We start from the raw sequence: 20,328 nt of genomic DNA on the forward strand, positions 1-20,328 counted from the left end.
CATAATAGTATATAATTCCTCTTTAACATAACTAATTTTCTAATAATACCGCTAAATAGACATACCTAAATAAATATTAGCAATTAAAACAAAAATCCATAAACTCCTTAATAAAAGCTTCTTCATATAAATAAACAAAATTAAATTCTCTGTTTATAGGTAACCCTTTAATGGCAACTTCTTTTATAGTTCCAATTTCAAGTTCTTTCCTTATGGTCTCTCTTGAGATAATTGTGTAACCAAGATTTAACTCAACTAAAGATTTAATTGCACTAATACTTCCTATTTCCATATAACCCTTTAAATTATTTAAATCATAACCAAGTCCAATAAGACTATTTTCAAATATATCCCTGGTTCCTGATCCCTTTTCTCTCAATATAAGATTACCACTAATTACATCTTCTATATTCACTTCCTTTGCTTTTGCAAAGGCATGCTCTTTAGAAACAGCTAAAACAACCTCATCATCTTTAAATTTTTTAAACCTAAATTTATTTTTATCGAATATTCCTTCAATCATCACAAAATCAAGCTTTCCGCTTACTAGCTTTCCTAATATTTCTTCTGTATTATTTACTTGAAGTAGAATATCTACGTTTTCATATAATTTCTTATGTTTCCCTAATAAATAGGGTAAAACATAGCCACCAATGGTCATACTTGCACCTATGTTATATGTTTTCGCAATTGAAGCACTGTTCTTTAGGTTCATTTCTAAAGTTCTATATAAAGCGTCTATTTCTTCAGCGTATTTTAATAAGATTAAACCCTCCTCCGTTAAATGGAGGCTATTGCACTGCTTTGCAATAAGATTAACTTCATATTTTTCCTCTAAAAATTTTATATGTTGTGATACAGCTGGTTGAGTAATATTTAATAATGCTGCTGACTTTGTGAAACTTTTAGTGCTCGCAAGGGTTATGAATGTTTTAAGCCTAGTATCTAACAAATTTATCACTCCCATCATAATAAATGTTTATACCTCATTATAATATATAATTATTGCTTATACTTTCATAAGTATTTATAATTTGATTTTATTTTAAACAGGTATTATTATTAGTAAGTGACAATGATAAAAGATGAGGAGACGTTATTATGGATTGGTTTAAACAAAATATTCAAGGAATACTATTTGCATTTATTATAGCCCTTATTGCAACTTGGCTGGGAAGCGTTTTACCAATAGTTGGTGGTCCTGTATTTGGTATTATTATAGGAATTAGTATAAACAACGTATTTGGAAAACCAGAAAACACTTTAAAAGGAATAGCCTTTACTTCTAAAAAAATACTTCAATGGGCTATAATTGTGCTGGGTGCAGGATTAAGTTTTACTAAGGTATTGCAAACAGGTATGGATTCATTATCTGTTACGATTTTCACCTTACTCGCAGCCTTTATATCAGCTTATGGCTTTGGGAAGTTACTAGGTATTCCTTCTAAGCTAAAAACCTTAATCGGCGTGGGTACCGCCATCTGCGGAGGATCAGCCATTGCTGCAATTGCTCCTATAATAGAGGCTGATGAAATGGAAATCGCCTACTCAATTTCTACTATATTTTTATTTAATATTATTGCTGTTCTTATTTTTCCACCTCTTGGCCATTTACTCCATTTTTCCGATAAAGCCTTTGGACTGTGGGCCGGTACTGCTATCAATGACACTTCATCAGTGGTGGCTGCTGGTTATGCTTATAGTAATGTGGCTGGAAGCTATGCTACTATAGTTAAACTTACAAGAGCTACATTGATCATACCCATTTCAATTATATTTAGTATTGTGGTCGCACTAAAAAAGAAGAAAGAAGCAAAAACTGATAATACTGTTAACTTTAGCATGAGTAAAATATTCCCTTGGTTTATATTATGGTTTTTAGTAGCCTCTGTATTAAATACTCTGGGACTATTTAAAGGAAATAGCATATCTTACATAAATACTTTGGGCAAATTTATGATAGTAATGGCTCTCTCAGCTATTGGCCTCTGTTCAGATTTTAAAAAAATGATGAAAAATGGCGTTAAACCTATCTTGCTTGGTCTTATAGTGTGGTTTACCGTTGCGATTGTTAGCATAGCTGTGCAAGTTATAACAAAACAAATATAAGATAATCAAAGTGGCTATAATATTTTATAACCACTTTGATTCTAATTGCTTCCATAATCTCATCCATAGATATTTTAGATTTATTTACATTTTTCATGTTGATTTCACCATTATAAATTAAAAGTAAGGGCTCTCCTTGTATTAACTTATTTAATTTAGGAAAGCGATACATTATGCGCTTAAACAAGTAATTTACAACAAATAATGAAGTTGCTGCTACCAGCCCCCCTCCTAATGAAGAATCAGTACCCACCATTGCATTCTGAACAGCATTACTTATAAGCAAAATAAAAACTAAATCAATTACAGACAATTGAGCTAATTCATTTTTACCAAAAAATCTTATAGCAACAACAATAAAAATATATACAGCTACAGAACTTAAAACAATTTGACCATATGCAAATATTAGTGCTATCATAATTCACCTCAACTTAATAGATTGTTATTATTCCAACCATTATATAATAATATCTATTAAATTACATTATTAGTTTTAATAATCACACCTATCTTTAATAAAAAAATCCAATAGAATAATTAAATATTCTATTGGATTTTTTATTTAGAGTTATTTATTCATTCTAAGATACTCCTCAATGAAAATATCAATATCTCCATCCATAACCGCATCTACATTTCCCATTTCTGTATTAGTCCTATGGTCCTTAACCAAATTATATGGATGAAATACATAAGACCTAATTTGACTTCCCCAGCCATTATCTTTTAGATCTCCAGTTAAGTCTTCAATTCTATCCTTATGGGCTCTTTCCTTTAAATCTAAAAGTTTTGCCATAAGCATCTTCATTGCAGTTTGTTTATTACTATGCTGGCTTCTTTCATTTTGACACTGAACTACTATACCAGTAGGTATATGGGTAATCCTTATCGCTGACTCAGTTTTATTTACATGTTGACCTCCAGCACCTCCTGATCTAAAAGTGTCTATCCTAAGGTCATCTGGTCTTATATCGATATCTTGACTTTCAGTTAGCTCTGGAAGCACTTCGCAAGAAGCAAAGGAAGTTTGCCTTTTACCATTTGCATTAAAGGGTGAAATTCTTACAAGTCTATGCACTCCTTTTTCAGCTTTTAAATATCCATAGGCGAACTCACCAGTTATTTTTAACGTAACTGCTTTAATGCCTGCTTCATCAGAAGGCTGATAATCTAAAACTTCTACTTTATAGCCCTTCTTTTCACACCATCTTGAGTACATCCTATAAAGCATTTCAGTCCAATCTTGAGCATCATTTCCGCCTGCACCGTTGTGGAGGGTTAAAATAGCATTATTTATATCATATTTTCCAGATAATAAAATTTCTATCCTAAACCTATCAGTATCATGGGTTAACTCTCTTAATTCACTTTTTATTTCTCCCATAGAGGAATCATCATCTTCCTCCGTGCTAAGCTCAATAAGAACATCTAAATCCTCTATTTTACTAATCAATAGGTTAAATCTATCAATTCCATCTTTTATCCCCTTAGCTTTCTGAGCAATTTCTTGTGCTAGGTCAGTATCATTCCAAAAACTAGTTTCTTGCATTTTAAATTCAAATTCTCTTAACTCTTTTTCTAGTGTTGTTATGTCAAAGAGACACCCTGATCTCTTCTACGTTAACTTTTACTACATTTAATTCACTTATAAATTCTTCCATTTGTATTATCAATTATTGCACCCCTTTTTTAGTTAAATCAAAAATTGACAGTAACAGTTTAGTTTTCATTTTTCCACTGGGAAAAATTTAATTAACTGTCAACTGCCATCTGTCAATTTTCAACTATTATTAATTGTTGACCACTTTGCTATTCTCTGAGGGAGATAACAATTATTAATTGTTATCCCCTACCGCAGCAGTTTTTGTATTTCCTTCCAGATCCACAAGAACAGTCATCATTTCTTCCTGGTTTAACTTCTTTTTTAGTTGGCTCCTTTTTAACGGAATCATCATGATTTGTTGATGTAATTTTGGCAACCATTTCTCTTTCAGGTGCTTTTTCTATTTGCACATGGAATAAGTACTTAACTGTTTCTGTTTTTATGTTATCAATCATCTCAGCAAACATATCACTACCTTCCATTTGGTAGGCTTGTGATGGATCTTGTTGTTTATATGCTCTAAGTCCAATACCTTGCTTTAAATGTTCCATATCATCAATATGGTCCATCCATTTGCTATCTACAACTCTTAAAAGAATAACTCTTTCAACTTCTCTCATTTGTTCTTCACCAAAATGTTCTTCTTTCTGAGCATACATTTTCTCAGCTATATCTAAAAGGGTAGTCTTAATTTCTTCATTAGATGTTTTTGAAAGTTCTTCTATTGAAACAATCCCCTTGGGAAGATATATTGTTTCAAGGAAATTAACTAATTTTACTACTTCCTCATCAAAACTTTCCTCTATGCCACTAATATGAGATGCAACTGCTGAGAAAATAACATCTTTTATCATTTCTTCAACTTGATCTTTTATATTTTCGCCTTGAAGAACCTCTGTTCTTTGTCTATAAATAATTTCTCTTTGTTGGTTCATTACATCATCATACTGAACAACATTTTTTCTTATATCAAAATTATTTCCTTCAACTTTCTTTTGAGCACTTTCTATAGCTCCACTTACCATTTTGCTTTCAATAGCATCCTCATCAGTTAAGCCTAATTTTTCTACCACTCCTTGAAGCCTTTCTGAACCAAATATTCTCATTAAATCATCTTCTAGTGATATGTAAAATCTTGAACTTCCTACATCTCCTTGACGACCAGAACGCCCTCTAAGTTGATTATCAATACGCCTAGATTCATGTCTTTCAGTTCCAATTATCTTAAGTCCTCCAGCTTCAACAACGCCTTCTTCAAGTTTAATATCCGTACCACGACCAGCCATATTAGTTGCTATGGTAACCATTCCAAGTGCTCCTGCATGAGATATTATATCCGCTTCTTTTTCGTGATATTTAGCATTAAGTACTTGATGAGGAATTCCGCGTCTTTTAAGCATTTCAGATATTAATTCTGATTTTTCTATACTAACAGTACCTACAAGAACAGGTTGCTTAGCCTTATAAGTTTCAACTATTTCATCTACTATAGCTTTATATTTCCCCTTGATAGTTTTATAAACTAAATCCGCATTATCAAGTCTTGTTAGTGGCATATTAGTAGGGATCACTAATACGTCTAATCCGTATATTTCTCTAAATTCATTTTCTTCTGTAAGTGCTGTACCAGTCATACCTGATAACTTATTATACATTCTAAAATAGTTTTGGAATGTAATTGTAGCAAGGGTTTTTGACTCTTTTTCAATTTTCAAGCCCTCTTTTGCTTCAATAGCTTGGTGAAGTCCATCACTATATCTTCTGCCTTCCATAAGTCTTCCAGTAAACTCATCTACAATTATAACTTCTCCATCTTTATCCATGTAATCTTTGTCTTTTCTCATAATATAGTTTGCTTTTAAAGCTTGAACCACATGGTGCTGTACAGTCATATTTTCTGCATCAGCATAATTATCTAAGTGGAAATATTTTTCTGCTTTATCAATACCTGCATCAGACATTATAACAGCACTAGCTTTTTCATCTATAGTATAGTCTTCTTCTTTCACAAGGCTCTTAACAAAATTATCTGCTACTTTATAAAAATCTGTAGATTTTTCTCCTTCGCCAGATATTATAAGTGGTGTCCTAGCTTCATCTATTAGTATGGAGTCAACCTCATCCACTACTACAAAGTTTAATTTTCTTTGAACTCTCTCTTCTTTATAAACAACCATATTATCTCTTAAATAATCGAATCCAAATTCATTATTTGTTCCATAGGTTATATCTGAATTATAGGCTTCTTGTCTTTGAGTTTGGTCTAAATCATGAATAATTACTCCTACAGAAAGACCTAAAAATTCATGTATTAGTCCTATCTCATCTCTATCTCTTTTTGCAAGATAGTCATTAACTGTAACTATATGAACACCCTTTCCTGTTAGCGCATTCAAATATGATGGAAGTGCAGCCACTAAGGTCTTTCCTTCACCAGTTTTCATTTCAGTTATTCTTCCTTGATGTAGTATTATACCACCAATTAATTGTACCCTAAAATGCTTCTTGGTAAGAACTCTCCACGAAGCTTCTCTAACTGCTGCAAAGGCTTCAGGTAATATGTCATCCAAAGTCTCCCCATTATTAAGTCTAGTCTTAAATTCTTCTGTTTTGGCTTTAAGCTCTTCATCAGTTAAGCCAATCATTTTTGAATCTAATTCCTCTATTTTATCTACAGTTGAAATTATTCTTTTTATTTCTCTATCACTATAACTACCAAATAACTTATCAAAAATTTTCATAATTTCCATCCTCACTATTCATTTTAATAATTCCCATTAATAATCCCCATTAACAATTCCTAAATATACTAAATATACAACTTAAATTATACCACTTAATTTGTTGGTATTCAACTTATATGATTTCTTAAATACAGAGTTAATTATGAATGATCTTCTATTGTCATATTGTGTAGAATACAAGTTTTATGTATAATAATATCAAACTATTATTGTAATATAATTTATCTGATAATAATTTCTTTTAAAATATAGAGTGATATAATTACCAGTCGCCCAAATGATGCCGACCTTGTAATAAGTGATTTTGAAAAGCTATCATATTTTTTTAAGTTAAAAAAGGACTAAAGTAAAGATAATCTTACTTTAATCCTTTTGTTATTTCTTAAAATTCTGGCTCTATTAATCCATAATTTCCATCTTTTCTTTTATACACTACGTGCACTTCTGATGTTTCATCACTCATATATACGAAAAAACTATGCCCAACGAGCTCCATCTGGAGAACTGCTTCCTCTGCTGACATAGGCTTAAATGCAAATTTCTTCATCTTTACTATTTTAGGATCCATATCTCCTTCTTCACTATTGCTATATAGTGGTATACCTTGAAATTTAAGAGATGTTCCATGATTTCTTTTCTCTAATTTTGTTTTATGTTTTCTTATTTGTCCTTCTAATTTATCAATAACGCTATCCAAAGAAATATACATATCTTCATTCTGCTCTTCTGCTCTTAAAACAACACCATTAAAGGGAATTGTAACTTCTATAGTGTGTCTATTTTTTTGAACACCTAAAGTTGTCTGAGCTACTACATCCGGACTAAAATATTTATCAAATCTCGATATTTTCTTTTCTATAATATTTTTTAAGGCCTCTGTTATCTCTATGTTTTTTCCTATTATTTTAACTTTCATACCGTCCAGCCCCTTTCTAATATCTATACACTACTAGATTACGAATCTAGTTATATAGTTGTATTTCTATACTATTACTTTTAATACTAAATAGCAACCATTAAAATCAGAATTTACATAATATTAATTCAATTTAAAGTGTGTTATCACAATATTGCTTATTATTACTCCGTTTATTTGCGTACATTGTGCATTGTTTACAGGTGGACCTTATGCTATAGTTAAATTACACGAGTTTTTTAAAGAATATTAACAAGTAAATACATATATCCAATATTAATATATGATAAAAAATAAAAACTCCTAATACTATATGAGGAGTTTTTTAGGTTGTTTACAAGCCCAGTATAATTTTTTATTATATTGGGTTTTTTACGTGCAATTACGCGATCGCATTTTTAGATATGTGCAAATTAGAAATAACCACTAAGTTTTTAGTTGGAAAATCAAAAAACATGGAAGATATGAAATTCTACATCCTTTATGGCCATATTATACTTGTCTTTTTAATGTTAGTGTCATTTTCAATTAATTAACATATTATATACTGACTTAATATAAGGGAGTGAACTTATGTCAAAGTGTGAAAACAAACATAATAATAATAATAATAATAATGCCAGTTGTGAAGATAGTCATGATTCTATTAATCTTTGGTGCGATCTTTGGTGCGATACTTGGTTTGATGGATGTTGTAAAAGTGAAACCCTGAATGATGAATTCTTAGGTAGCGCTAAATTAGCTGAATTAGAGGCATATCCTTCTAGTCATATATTTGTTGAAGAATCCGAACCGGTAACAAGAATTACATGTGACCATATTAATAAAGCGAAACCAAGAACAGATTTTTCTGATTACATTCATGAACTTGAATCAGCTTTAGCTCCACAAATAGCTGTTATCAAATTCAATCATAAAAATTTTGAAGAGGATAATACCATTGTAGATGTAGTCATTTCCATGAATTAATATTATTTATTATTCAATATTAGAAGAAGAAGCTTCGTATTAATATAGTTGGATTAAGGCATTGCTGTAAAAGCAGTGCCTATTATTAAATGTATTTCAAAAAGTAAAAAGCAGTCTAATAAAAGACTGCTAAACCGCACTATTAGTGCTGTAGTAAATCATTTGACCTGGTCTTTGACCCCACACTCGCCTGCTGGAGCTTTTGCTACCCAGAATTACCTTCTCACTACTCACACTCTCGCCAACTAAGGCGGCAGGACTAACCTCTAAGCCGCACCATGCTCGCTAAACTTTGTTTAACTTACGTGGATCGTTTCGCCTGCGACTGGCATCGACTTTCAACCACAAACCTAACTTACTACAATAAGTATTATACCTTACTTTTGGCTATAGTCAATATGCAAACGTTATTTACTGCACTTTTTTTTAATATGCTTGCACAATAAAAGGCTGTAGCCCCAGTGGTTATAACATCATCAACAATTAAAATATTTTTATTTTTTATAAATATATTTTTTTTAGTATCAAAACATTTTTCCATATTACTCCACCGTTGCTCACCACTTAACCCTATTTGATCCTTAGTATCCATAGTTTTAATCAAATTACAAATTACCGGAATGTTTAAAAACCTCGATAAGTAATTTGCCAAAAACTCACTTTGATTATATCCCCTGATTTTTTGCGCCTTCTTAGTCATAGGTACATAAGCTATTAAATCAAACTGTAAATCATTGTTCTTTACAAGTTCTACCATGTACCTAGCTAAAATTTCTCCACATATAAAATCGCTTTTATATTTAAGCCTTATAATTAACTCTTTTACTATATTTGAATAATAAAAAACTGACCAAACAAGGTATTTTTCTTCATTACGGCATAGATAAAAACTATCTCCACATCGCCTCAATTTTCGCCTGCAATCAGTACATAAGGCATCGCTTTCCTCCGTATATTCACTGCAGATTACACAATGTTCATCCCCCGAATATATGAGCTGGACTAAACAATAAATTATGGTTTTTATATATTTAATAATCCTTTTTCCCACGCTTTCTTATTGAATTTTGTAGCTATATTTTTAGCCTTATCCATTTGCGTAGTTTCAACATTAGCTAAAAATATTGCCTCACCCCTTTGTATATTTTCATATCTCCCAACCTTACTTGATAGATATAACAATTGCTTATGTGTAAATTTAAGATTATCAGCAAAATAGACTATAACATCCACTGCATGGAATTCTAGGTAACTTTCTTCAAAGTCATCAGTTACTATTATTCCCCTATCTTTATTCATAAAGGCTATGGGAATATCAGCATCACTTTTTTCACTAATATATAAAAATATATCCTCACTCAACTTTTCTTTAAAATTACTTAGATACTGGAATACAGCCACAGCTTTTTCGGCATCTGGTGTAAATATTATTACCTTTCTGTTAGATATAATTGACCAATTTAAATATTCATATACTACCAATGGTATATCGATATTAAGATTTATTCTTGTAGTTATAATTCTAGGCTCTATAATTGGAATTTTATTATTTGTTAGCGGAAACATAATAGTGGTGCCTTCGCTCAAAACATTCTCTACAGAGTAAGCTATAGCTGTGCCCTCTGCACCGCAAATTTTTAATAATATTTTTTTTATTTGTTGTCTACTATATTTAGGGAAACTTCTAATCTCATTATAAATAACCAAATCAAATTTTTCTTGGAGTCTTAATGCACTTTCATGATTGCATATATGTAAATACTCATTGACACTACTATAATTTGTTCCGACGGTACATACATATTTACCTAAATTACTAAAATTATCTATAAAGTAAATAATATCAATTTTGCGCACATCTTCGTTAGTTATATACAATATATTTTTCTTTTCATTAGCATATGCAATTATAGTTTCAAGCAATATATCAGAGGAATTGTAAAACATAGATACAACATCAATTCTTTTTTTGCCATTTAATGAACATCTTAAAATTTCTTTGCTAATTTCATCTTTTTCCTTATTAAGGTTTAAATTTGCGTAGAAATACATGTCAAATCTCCTTTACAGTTAAATATTTGTTTTAATTTAATTGTGCTGATTTTCATCATGGCTTAGATCTAAATCTACTATTTGTCTTATTCTCCAGCCTAGTGCAGAATATCTTTCGAAACTTCTATTATTATCTTTCATGAAGTTAATAGCTTTTGTTTTTCCCACTAAAACAACCATATTTTTCGCTCTAGTTATTCCTGTATAAAGCAAATTTCTATTCATTAAAAGTGGTGGTCCCATAAACATAGGCATAATTACAACTTCAAACTCACTACCTTGACTTTTATGTATAGTGATAGCATACGCTAAAGTTAGTTCATCTAAAAATACACCTTCATATTCTACCCGCTTATCATCATCAAAAACTACAATGACATTTTCATTATCTTCATCAATGTCATCAACATACCCTACATCTCCATTAAAAACCCCAACGCCATCTTCATCATGTTTTTCTCCCATTTTATTCCATTTCATAGAATAATTATTTTTAATTTGCATAACCTTGTCTCCTACTCTAAATATAGTATTCCTATATTCTTTTTCTTTCTTATATTTAGACTTAGGATTCAATATTTCTTGAAGCTTTTCGTTTAAATTTTCTATGCCTAGTATCCCTTTTCTCATAGGTGAGAGTATTTGAATATGCTTCATTTTGTCCCATTCTTTGTTGAATTTTGGTAGTCTCGTATTAATTAAAGTAATTATACTATCCAAAATTTTGTCAGGCTCATCATTTTCAATAAAATAAAAATCTTTACCTCTTTTATTTAAAATAGGCATTTCACCATTGTTAATTTTATGAGCATTGACAATAATCATGCTCTCTTGTGCTTGCCTAAAAATCTCCTTAAGTTTAACTACTTTAACACAATTACTATCAATAATATCTCTTAGGACATTCCCAGGACCAACAGATGGCAATTGATCCACATCACCCACAATAATAAGTCTAGTGCCTATGCTAATAGCTTTTAATAAACTGTTCATAAGCATTATATCTATCATAGAAGCTTCATCAATAATTAGCACATCACAATCTAAAGGAGCCTCCTCGCCTCTAAAAAACTGCGACCCATCGTCCCCGCCCATCCCAAGCTCGAGTAACCTATGTATAGTTTTAGCTTCCCTACCAGTAGCCTCAGTCATTCTTTTAGCAGCTCTTCCAGTAGGCGCAGCCATAAATACTTTCATTCCCGCTTTTTCAAATACCTCTATAATACAATTTATTATAGTAGTTTTACCTGTACCAGGACCTCCAGTTATAACCTCCATACCATTTTCGGCGGCACCACAAATAGCCACCTTTTGAGAGCTTGCGAATTTAATATTTTTTTCATTTTCAAATTTTTCAATTTCCTCTTCGATATCTAAATCTAATTTTTCATACTGTGCTATAGATAAATTTATAACTTTTTTAGTAATACTTAATTCACAATAGTAGAAAGGCATGGTGAACACACATTTTTCTTCATCAATATTTTCTATTTTCAACTTTCCCTGCACTACATTATCAAAAATATTCTTCTCAATTTCTTCCTCAGAAACCCCAAGAATATTTTTTGCTTCCCTATGCAACCTTTCTAATGGCATATAAGTGTTCCCCATTGCGCAAAATTCATTAACCACATAATTAATTCCACTTTGTATTCTAAATGGCGACTCCTTGTCAATACCTAAACTTCGGGCTATCTTATCAGCAATTTTAAATCCTACGCCAGCAATAGTTTCAGTTAACACATAAGGATTATCTTGTACTACCTTTATAGAATCTCCTCCATATTTTTTATAAATCTTCACACATTGGTTAGGTGTTACCCCATAGGTTTGAAGAAATATCATTATATTTTTAACTTCTCGTTGCTTAGAATAAGATTCCAAAATTAATTTAATCTTCTTTTCTCCTACCCCATCAATCTCATTTAGTCTATGGATTTCATTATCTAGTATATTCATGGTATTTTCTCCAAACCGCTTTACAATTTTTTTAGCAGTTATTGGACCAATTCCTTGAATAACTCCTGAAGCTAAATATTTTTCTATGCCTGCAATAGAACTAGGTATTACTTCCTCGCAATAAGTTATTTTAAATTGTTTTCCAAATTGAGGATGATTAACCCATTCTCCCGTTAATTTTAAGTTTTGCCCTTCACTTATGTATGGCACAATGCCTACAACAGTTATTTGCTCTTTAATAGCATTCAAATGAGCAATTATATACCCATTCTCTTCATTGTGAAATACTATATCTTCAATAGTTCCTTGTATTTCCGGCATAAAATCTCTCCTATTTATAAATTTATATAGTAACAATACTAGTAATATTATTATTAGTATTGTTGTTATTATATCATATGTACTTTAGCTTTTTTACCTTTAGTATACCCCTATCTTAAGTTTTATCAAAATTCAAATTAATAATCCACATAATAGATTAAAATTCAATATTTCTAAGATTTATTGAATTCACTTGGCATAAACTCTTTAATTAACTAATCGAAAGAGGGATAACAATTATGAATTGTCATCCCTCTTTTTATTGCCCATATTTTTCATTTCATCTATAAATATTTTTTTATTTGTTCAACTTTGTTTAGTCTTTCCCATGATAAGTCTAAATCAGTTCTACCAAAATGTCCATAAGCTGCTACCTGTTTGTAAATAGGTCTTCGAAGATCTAATTCTCTTATAATAACAGCTGGCCTTAAATCAAATACTTTTTCGATTATTTCAACAATTTTATCATCTGCAATTTTTCCTGTTCCAAACGTGTCAACCTCTATAGATACCGGCTTTGCTACACCTATAGCATAAGCGAGTTCTATTTCTAATTTATCTGAAACTCCTGCAGCTACTAGGTTTTTAGCAACCCATCTTGCAGCATATGCAGCAGATCTATCAACTTTTGTTGGGTCTTTACCAGAAAATGCTCCACCGCCATGTCTTCCGTATCCACCGTAAGTATCTACTATTATTTTTCTTCCCGTTAAACCAGAGTCTCCTTGCGGTCCTCCAATTACAAATCTACCTGTAGGATTTATATAATATTTAGTGTTTTCATCTAATAACCCACTTGGAACTATAGGTTTTATAACATGTTCTATCAAATCATTTTCAATTTGATCGTGAGATGCCTCTTCTCCATGTTGAGTTGAAATAACAATAGTATCTATTCTTATTGGCTTATTATCCTCATACTCTACAGTAACTTGTGTCTTTCCGTCTGGTCTTAAATAATCTAGTGTGCCATCTTTTCTTACTTCACTTAATCTTCTTGCAAGTCTATGAGCCATAGCAATTGGAAGTGGCATGTATTCTGGTGTCTCATTAGTTGCAAATCCAAACATCATACCTTGGTCTCCAGCACCTATTGCATCTATCTTATCTTGCGAGCCTTTCTTAGACTCTAATCCCTCATTAACTCCCATAGCTATATCTGCTGATTGTTCACCAATAGATGTAATTACTGCGCAGGTACTGGCATCAAATCCATATTTCGCTCTAGTATATCCTATTCCCTCAATAGTGCTTCTAACAACTTTAGGAACATCTACATAACAAGAAGTTGTTATCTCTCCCATAACTAAAACCATACCTGTAGTAACTGCTGTTTCACAAGCAACTCTAGCATGTGGGTCTTGCTCTAAAATAGCATCAAGTATAGCATCTGAAATTTGGTCGCAAATTTTATCTGGATGTCCTTCTGTAACTGATTCTGATGTAAATAGTCTTTTCATTATAATTCTCCTTTCTAATGCCTAAAAATTCTTTTTTAAAAAAATAAAACCCCTTCATAAGAAGAGGTGTTTTAACCATCTTTCTTATCTCGCAGGATAAACCTGCAGGATTTGGCACCATGGTACATTATACCGGTTGCCGGGTTTCATAGGGCCTTCTTCCCTCCACCTCTCTTGATAAGAGTTATCAATATTAAATTTACATTATAATACCACATAAGTTTTTCAGTGTCAACAAATCCGACTTTGTTTTAAAATCAAATCAATAAAAAAGACATCTACAGATGTCTTTTGGTGGAGGAAGATGGATTCGAACCATCGAAACATTACGTAACAGATTTACAGTCTGCCCCCTTTGGCCACTCGGGAACTCCTCCATATATGGAGCTAGCAATAGGAATCGAACCTACAACCTGCTGATTACAAGTCAGCTGCTCTACCGTTGAGCCATGCTAGCATTCATTCTATTCTTTAAAAAATTATTATGGTGGGAACAACAGGGTTCGAACCTGTGACCCTCTGCTTGTAAGGCAGATGCTCTCCCAGCTGAGCTATGCTCCCATAATTTAAGATATGATAATAAAAATGGTGGAGGAGGACGGATTCGAACCATCGAAACATTACGTAACAGATTTACAGTCTGCCCCCTTTGGCCACTCGGGAACTCCTCCACTTTTGGAGCTGGCAATAGGAATTGAACCTACAACCTGCTGATTACAAGTCAGCTGCTCTACCGTTGAGCCATGCCAGCATATTATATTTTTTGTCTCTTTATCCTGTCGACAAGAATTATTATACAACTTTAAACAATTAATTTCAAGCTCATTTTCATCTAATTAACGACTTCTTCTCTACATTACTATAGTATCCGCATATTTACTCTATTTTAAGCATTAATACAAATTATTATTATTCATTAAAAAAGATGATTATTTTAACATTTCCGCAGCGTCCATATCTATAAACTTTCCAGCTATCTTTCTCACTTTTTCATATTCTTTTTTTGATAAATCTTCCTTTAATAACTTCAGTGCTTTAAGAACACCTTCTTCGGCATCCACTGCATTTAAATATTCTTCCACTTTTTTGTAATTCTCTTTGCCTATCTGGAAGCTTATATATAGTAATTTTATTTTATCAGAGGTAGTTAGACTTTCTTCTATTTTCCCAGTTGATACCTTAAATACTGATTGTTCTTGCTGCTTAGTATTGTAATTAAAGTTTTCTAGGCTATCCGACGTTTCAATAGAATCTATGTCATTTGCGATATCTTTGTTCCAACTATTTTTTTTACTATCTCCAATTGATGAATTTACATTTAAATTATCACTATTTTTTTCTTCTTGCACTAACTCTTTTTTAGCTAAATCTTCTTTTTCTAAATACTCTTTTGTGTTAGAATTTTCTCCCTCAACTTTTTCCACCATTTTGTCCTGATTATCAATAATTATATTTTCTTTTGGAATGAATGCTTTATTATAACCAACTACCGCCTGTTTTCCTGATTCATCTTCTTCATAATACTTTGGCTTATTTACATAGTAACTGCAATACCCCATAGTAAATATGCTCACAACAGTAGAAAATATAATAATAAATATCAAATTTATTTTCTTCATGTTAATACCACCTCAAATAATTAATGTATATATAGATTATTTTCCAATTTATCGTATTTTTATTCTTTTATCATAATAATACTCAGAATTTATTCATATAAATTATTGATAGGAAAATAATTTATTCACAGCGCAATACAAGGAGGTACATTTCTTGAGTAAAGCTAGATCCCATTATAAAGACCCTTTAGCGTACTATACAATCTCTAATTTTTTGAAAGACTATATTGACAAAAACACTTTAGTTGTTTGCATAGGAACTGATAGATGTATAGGTGATTGTCTAGGCCCACTCGTGGGTACATTTTTAAAAGATAGTTCCTTTCCACTACCCGTATATGGCACTATAGATAATCCAATCCATGCCTTGAACATCGATAGTAAATTATCCAAAATAAATGCACTGCACCCAAATTGCACTATAATAGGTGTAGATGCCTGTTTAGGAGACATCTCAAATATTGGTGAAATCCAAGCTAGGAATTATCCGATTCATCCTGGAAAAGGTGTAGGAAAAACACTTCCTAAAGTTGGCAATGTTTCATTAATAGGCATAGTAGATTCAAGTGATGATAGTGAATTGTTCACTAATAGAAACATAAGATTAAGTTTAGTAATGGAAATTGCTAGCGTTTTAAGTCGTTCCCTTTTGCATTCATATTATTTGTATTCACTTAGCAATGAAGAAAAAAATTCAAATCAAGTTTAATATGCTCAAGCTATTTTATTTTAAATAATTTTCCACTGTTTTAAATTTAGTGCATTATGTAATAAAAAAATAAGCAATACAATTATTAGTTTAATTGTATTGCTTATTCATATAGCTTGTTTACACTTTTTAATCTGTTAAATATCTGTCTCCTCCATTAAATGAATTATCTAGCTTATCCATATAATCCAATACTTTACCTGTTCCCAATGCTACGCATGAAACAGGACCCTCAGCAAGGTATACTGGGACCTTAGTGATCTCTTGTATAAGTTTATCTAGTCCTTTTAACAGTGAACCCCCACCAGTCATAACTATACCTTTGTCAGCAATATCCGCTGACAGCTCTGGTGGCGTTTTTTCTAACACAGAATGTGTGCATTCTGCTATTAAATTTACAGCATCGCTTAAAGCTTCTCGCATTTCTTCCGATGTTACTTCTAAATTTTTAGGAAGGCCTGTAATTAAATCCCTTCCTCTTATTTCCATCGTACTCTCTTCATCTTGTTTATAAGCACACCCAATATTGATTTTTAAATTTTCTGCAGTTCTCTCCCCAATCATTAACTTGTGCTTACGTCTTATATACTTTATAATATCGTCATCAAACCTATCTCCAGCTACTTTAATTGATTCATGTACAACCATGCCGCCTAAAGAAATAACTGCAACATCTGTAGTGCCTCCACCAATATCAATAACCATATTACCGCTTGCACGAGTAATATCAAGCCCTGCTCCGATTGCCGCCGCTAGTGGCTCTTCTATAAGATAAACTTTCTTAGCTCCGGCATTTCTAGCTGCATCTTCTACCGCTCTTCGTTCTACCTCCGTTGCTTCGCAAGGGACGCATATGACAACTCTTGGAGCTGATAACCTTCTTTTCCCACAAGCCTTACTAATAAAATGCTTTAACATTTTTTCTGTTATATCATAATCTGAAATAACTCCGTCACGCATTGGACGTATTGCCACAATATTGCCTGGTGTTCTTCCTATCATTTGCCTAGCTTCTTCTCCTACTGCCAATACCCTATTATTATTTCTATCTATGGCAACAACAGATGGCTCTTTTAAGATAACACCTTTACCCTTGATATATACAAGCACTGTGGCTGTACCTAAATCTATTCCCATATCTGTACCCATTCTAAAAAAAAACATCTCAAAACTCACTCCTGCTCTTTAGTATATTCATTATTTAAATTATACTAAACTCTATTCTATAAAGCTATAAAAAAACCCTCTTTTTTTAGCTTTAATATTTTTTTTGTTTTTAATTGAAATGTTTTTATCCTTCTACTGCCTTATATTTAAGTTTTGTTGCTCTTCCTCCCCTAATATGCCGCTCAGATTTATTTAAATCCAAAATTGTCTTTGCTTCGCTGGCAATTAAAGGGTTTATTGTAGGCAATCTTTCCGTCATATCCTTGTGTATAGTACTTTTGCTAACTCCAAACACTTTGGCGGTTCTTCTTATTGTAGCTTTTGACTCAATAATATACTTAGCAACTTCCAGTACTCGATCTTCAATATAGTCTTTCAAAGTGTTACCTCCTTGACCCTTCTCTATTTATAAATATGCATTAACTCCATTTTAAATTCCATTCCAATTAGTCATTTTGCCATATATTTCGGGAAAATGACTAATTGATATGGTTATTGGTTATTGTTTTGTTGCTACAGGTTGATATTTCTCATATTTTACATATCTAGCAGGATCAACGTTCTTACTACTTTGCAAAACTTCAAAATGTAAATGAGAACCAAATTCTTCTTTATATGAGTTTAAACTCGTGTTTCCTACAGAACCAATTTTCTGTTTTTGGGTGACTTTATCATTTGCTTTTACTAATATATTTTCATCTAAATTAGAATATTTAGTAATAAAGCCATTTCCATGATCTATTATAACCATCTTACCCTTTTGATCATCTACGTCATTTCCAACTTCTTTAACAGTTCCAGCCATAGCTGCCATTACTGGCTCACCTAACTTCGCTTGAATATCAATGCCCAAGTTAGTTCTATAACTTCCATCTGTTTTCCACTGTGCTGGATCAATATCTTTTGAATATGCTCTTGCCAGTAGTCCACTTGCTACAGGTTTTGTGAATGTAGCATTAACTGATTTAGAAACTGGCGCTGTTAAATTTCCAGTTGTAGCCTTTTGAATTTTAGGTACTGGTTGAATCACCTTACTCTTAGCTAAGTTTTCTTTTTTTACTTGAAGAGCGTCTTGATATTGTTTTTCTTGCTCTTTTAGCACATCACCTGCATTTGCTTGCTCATTTTGTATTGCTTGCTTATTGCTTGATATTTTTTTATTATTACTTGCCGTTATAGATGCAACCGTCGCTACTATACATAAACAAATAAATAAAACTACATAGAAGCCCTCTTTCCTTAAAAAATTTAATGTCTTATTGTTTGCTTTTTTATCCATACAAACACCTCCATTTGTATTTTTGTCCATATTGTATTAAAACATACATATTTTATAAATTTTTTTCCACTTATTTCACATTTTTATTATATTTCTTTAAATTTACGTTTTATAGATTAAAATATAGTTAAAATTTAACATTTTTTTACTTTCATTAATTTATAAGTTGCGCCTATAAAAAATTTAAGCTAGTTATCATTGTAAAAAGGATAACTAGCTTATTGATATAATCTTTTATTTTGATATAACCGTTCCAATGTAATAATGACTTAATATTTGGGTGTAGTTATTACCTTCCTTCGCCATGGCATTTGCACCCCACTGACTCATTCCTACCCCATGACCATATCCAGTACAATCTATTTCTACACTTTTTAAATTAAACACTATTTTAAAATTTGATGATTTAAGTCCGAGCATTGTTCTAAATTTACTGCCGGTCATGGTTATACTCCCTATTTTAATATTCTTAACACTTCCTGCCTCAGTCCTATCAATTATTGTTATTTGCTTTTTAAGGCTGGATGAGGTTACCTTAGCATTATTATAATTGTTATTTATAATCTGACTTAGCTCATTGTATCCAAAAATTTTAATACTCTTAAAATTTTTTGTTTCTTCTTCACCTGGACTTTCTACACTCCTTAAATAAGGTATGCTATTGCTAAATACATCCTCAGAATTTTCCGTTTTGCCACTGCTAGTTGCAAAATAATAAGGCTCCATTACTAAGCTGTTGTTATAGGTTAAAACTTGTCCTTGTGTACCTTCTACCGCGGCCTTAATCTTATCCCAATACTTTTCTCCATCCTTAACCCATAGTTTTATGCGTTCTTCTTTGCTTGTATATACTTGGCAGTGAACTGTATCGCATAAATTTGCTCCATTACCATTTTTACATGGTATTCCACCTAATTCAGTAAAATGAGCTAATGCATAAGTCCTAGCAGCCACTGCTTGAGACTTTAAAGCTTCTACCTCAAACTCAGCAGGCATTTCCGCTGCAACAACTCCAGTAATGTATTCTTCTAAACTAAGTTCCTTTATTTTGTTTTCCTTTGATATAAATACCTTAACTTTAGAAATTTGGGGAAGTGAGACACTTTTAGTAATACCTTTATATTCTTCTGGTGATTTAATTATAGAGCTTTTACTATTATTCAAGCTTTTATTGTCCCCTATCCCTACTATTAGTACAGATGTTATAACTATAAATGAAATAAATGCAATAATTAATAGAAGTAAGTTTTTCAAATGTGCTGTAATAAAACCTCTTCTCATTTTTTTCTCCTCTCGTTATAAAATAAGTATCACTTTATACATATTAAAAAAACATAAATAATATTACTTTTTTTAAAGTACTAATTATCTAATAAATAAAAGAATTGAGATATATTTTAAATTATATATCTCAATTA

General features: G+C 31.6%; 17 protein-coding genes, 5 tRNA genes and 1 riboswitch. Of the genes, 3 read left to right on the forward strand and 19 right to left on the reverse strand.

Annotated features, from left to right (window positions below; genetic code table 11):
- Window positions 1-76: 76 nt before the first annotated feature.
- Window positions 77-970: a LysR family transcriptional regulator gene (locus KPL50_RS06085; RefSeq protein WP_253200477.1), complete on the reverse strand. Its 894-nt coding sequence runs from the start codon at window positions 968-970 to the stop codon at window positions 77-79.
- Window positions 971-1,101: 131 nt separating this feature from the next.
- Here KPL50_RS06085 and KPL50_RS06090 point away from each other — a divergent pair, with 131 nt between their 5' ends.
- Window positions 1,102-2,109: a YeiH family protein gene (locus KPL50_RS06090; RefSeq protein ID WP_216297569.1), complete on the forward strand. Its 1,008-nt coding sequence runs from the start codon at window positions 1,102-1,104 to the stop codon at window positions 2,107-2,109.
- On the opposite strand, the gene KPL50_RS06095 is transcribed toward KPL50_RS06090, so the two are convergent.
- The 4 genes from KPL50_RS06095 to hpf form a co-directional block, all read right to left on the reverse strand.
- Window positions 2,090-2,530 (reverse strand): DUF421 domain-containing protein, encoded by a 441-nt coding sequence (locus tag KPL50_RS06095; RefSeq protein WP_216297570.1) that lies wholly within the window; start codon window positions 2,528-2,530, stop codon window positions 2,090-2,092. The two genes, KPL50_RS06090 and KPL50_RS06095, sit on opposite strands and share 20 nt — an antisense overlap.
- A gap of 150 nt (window positions 2,531-2,680) precedes the next feature.
- Window positions 2,681-3,785, reverse strand: a protein-coding gene (gene prfB, locus KPL50_RS06100) for a peptide chain release factor 2 (RefSeq protein ID WP_216297571.1) whose coding sequence is annotated in 2 segments (ribosomal slippage) — window positions 2,681-3,706 and window positions 3,708-3,785 — 1,104 coding nt in all. Because the reading frame shifts where the segments join, the coding sequence is not laid out codon by codon here.
- A 169-nt stretch (window positions 3,786-3,954) separates the two neighbouring features.
- Window positions 3,955-6,456 carry a preprotein translocase subunit SecA gene (gene secA / locus KPL50_RS06105; RefSeq protein ID WP_216297572.1) on the reverse strand — a complete coding sequence of 834 codons (2,502 nt, stop codon included), beginning with the start codon at window positions 6,454-6,456 and terminating at the stop codon, window positions 3,955-3,957.
- Between the two features lie 385 nt (window positions 6,457-6,841).
- Complete coding sequence (gene hpf, locus KPL50_RS06110; protein WP_216297573.1) at window positions 6,842-7,375, reverse strand: ribosome hibernation-promoting factor, HPF/YfiA family; 534 nt, start codon at window positions 7,373-7,375, stop codon at window positions 6,842-6,844.
- 573 nt (window positions 7,376-7,948) lie between these two features.
- On the opposite strand from hpf, the gene KPL50_RS06115 reads away from it, so the two are divergent.
- The gene (locus KPL50_RS06115) at window positions 7,949-8,344 is read left to right on the forward strand and encodes a YmaF family protein (protein WP_216297574.1); all 396 of its coding nucleotides are present in this window, start codon (window positions 7,949-7,951) and stop codon (window positions 8,342-8,344) included.
- Between the two features lie 370 nt (window positions 8,345-8,714).
- Here the strand turns inward: KPL50_RS06115 and KPL50_RS06120 are convergent, their stop codons facing one another.
- The 10 genes from KPL50_RS06120 to KPL50_RS06165 form a co-directional block, all read right to left on the reverse strand.
- The gene (locus KPL50_RS06120; protein WP_216297575.1) at window positions 8,715-9,395 is read right to left on the reverse strand and encodes a ComF family protein; all 681 of its coding nucleotides are present in this window, start codon (window positions 9,393-9,395) and stop codon (window positions 8,715-8,717) included.
- On the reverse strand, window positions 9,368-10,396 hold the full coding sequence (locus KPL50_RS06125) for a hypothetical protein (RefSeq protein ID WP_216297576.1): 1,029 nt from the start codon (window positions 10,394-10,396) through the stop codon (window positions 9,368-9,370). Before KPL50_RS06125 ends, KPL50_RS06120 begins: the two co-directional genes overlap by 28 nt.
- A gap of 36 nt (window positions 10,397-10,432) precedes the next feature.
- On the reverse strand, window positions 10,433-12,676 hold the full coding sequence (locus tag KPL50_RS06130) for an ATP-dependent RecD-like DNA helicase (protein ID WP_216297577.1): 2,244 nt from the start codon (window positions 12,674-12,676) through the stop codon (window positions 10,433-10,435).
- Window positions 12,677-12,960: 284 nt separating this feature from the next.
- Complete coding sequence (gene metK / locus KPL50_RS06135; RefSeq protein WP_216297578.1) at window positions 12,961-14,136, reverse strand: methionine adenosyltransferase; 1,176 nt, start codon at window positions 14,134-14,136, stop codon at window positions 12,961-12,963.
- A gap of 81 nt (window positions 14,137-14,217) precedes the next feature.
- Window positions 14,218-14,320: riboswitch (SAM riboswitch) on the reverse strand.
- 108 nt (window positions 14,321-14,428) lie between these two features.
- Window positions 14,429-14,513: transfer RNA gene (locus tag KPL50_RS06140), tRNA-Tyr, on the reverse strand.
- Window positions 14,514-14,518: 5 nt separating this feature from the next.
- Window positions 14,519-14,593, reverse strand: a tRNA-Thr gene (locus tag KPL50_RS06145).
- Between the two features lie 28 nt (window positions 14,594-14,621).
- Window positions 14,622-14,697, reverse strand: a tRNA-Val gene (locus KPL50_RS06150).
- A gap of 25 nt (window positions 14,698-14,722) precedes the next feature.
- Window positions 14,723-14,807, reverse strand: a tRNA-Tyr gene (locus KPL50_RS06155).
- Window positions 14,808-14,812: 5 nt separating this feature from the next.
- Window positions 14,813-14,887: transfer RNA gene (locus KPL50_RS06160), tRNA-Thr, on the reverse strand.
- A 178-nt stretch (window positions 14,888-15,065) separates the two neighbouring features.
- Window positions 15,066-15,755 carry a hypothetical protein gene (locus KPL50_RS06165; RefSeq protein WP_216297579.1) on the reverse strand — a complete coding sequence of 230 codons (690 nt, stop codon included), beginning with the start codon at window positions 15,753-15,755 and terminating at the stop codon, window positions 15,066-15,068.
- A gap of 154 nt (window positions 15,756-15,909) precedes the next feature.
- Between KPL50_RS06165 and yyaC the strand changes: the two genes are divergently transcribed.
- Window positions 15,910-16,464 (forward strand): spore protease YyaC, encoded by a 555-nt coding sequence (yyaC, locus tag KPL50_RS06170; protein ID WP_216297580.1) that lies wholly within the window; start codon window positions 15,910-15,912, stop codon window positions 16,462-16,464.
- 129 nt (window positions 16,465-16,593) lie between these two features.
- Here the strand turns inward: yyaC and KPL50_RS06175 are convergent, their stop codons facing one another.
- The 4 genes from KPL50_RS06175 to spoIID form a co-directional block, all read right to left on the reverse strand.
- Window positions 16,594-17,628 carry a rod shape-determining protein gene (locus KPL50_RS06175; RefSeq protein WP_216297581.1) on the reverse strand — a complete coding sequence of 345 codons (1,035 nt, stop codon included), beginning with the start codon at window positions 17,626-17,628 and terminating at the stop codon, window positions 16,594-16,596.
- A 127-nt stretch (window positions 17,629-17,755) separates the two neighbouring features.
- The gene (spoIIID, locus tag KPL50_RS06180) at window positions 17,756-18,010 is read right to left on the reverse strand and encodes a sporulation transcriptional regulator SpoIIID (protein WP_216297582.1); all 255 of its coding nucleotides are present in this window, start codon (window positions 18,008-18,010) and stop codon (window positions 17,756-17,758) included.
- A 120-nt stretch (window positions 18,011-18,130) separates the two neighbouring features.
- Complete coding sequence (locus tag KPL50_RS06185) at window positions 18,131-18,910, reverse strand: M23 family metallopeptidase (RefSeq protein ID WP_216297583.1); 780 nt, start codon at window positions 18,908-18,910, stop codon at window positions 18,131-18,133.
- Window positions 18,911-19,144: 234 nt separating this feature from the next.
- The gene (spoIID, locus tag KPL50_RS06190; protein WP_216297584.1) at window positions 19,145-20,191 is read right to left on the reverse strand and encodes a stage II sporulation protein D; all 1,047 of its coding nucleotides are present in this window, start codon (window positions 20,189-20,191) and stop codon (window positions 19,145-19,147) included.
- Window positions 20,192-20,328: the final 137 nt, after the last annotated feature.

Source organism: Clostridium sp. CF012 (genome assembly GCF_018861755.1).
GTDB lineage: Bacteria > Bacillota > Clostridia > Clostridiales > Clostridiaceae > Clostridium_AD.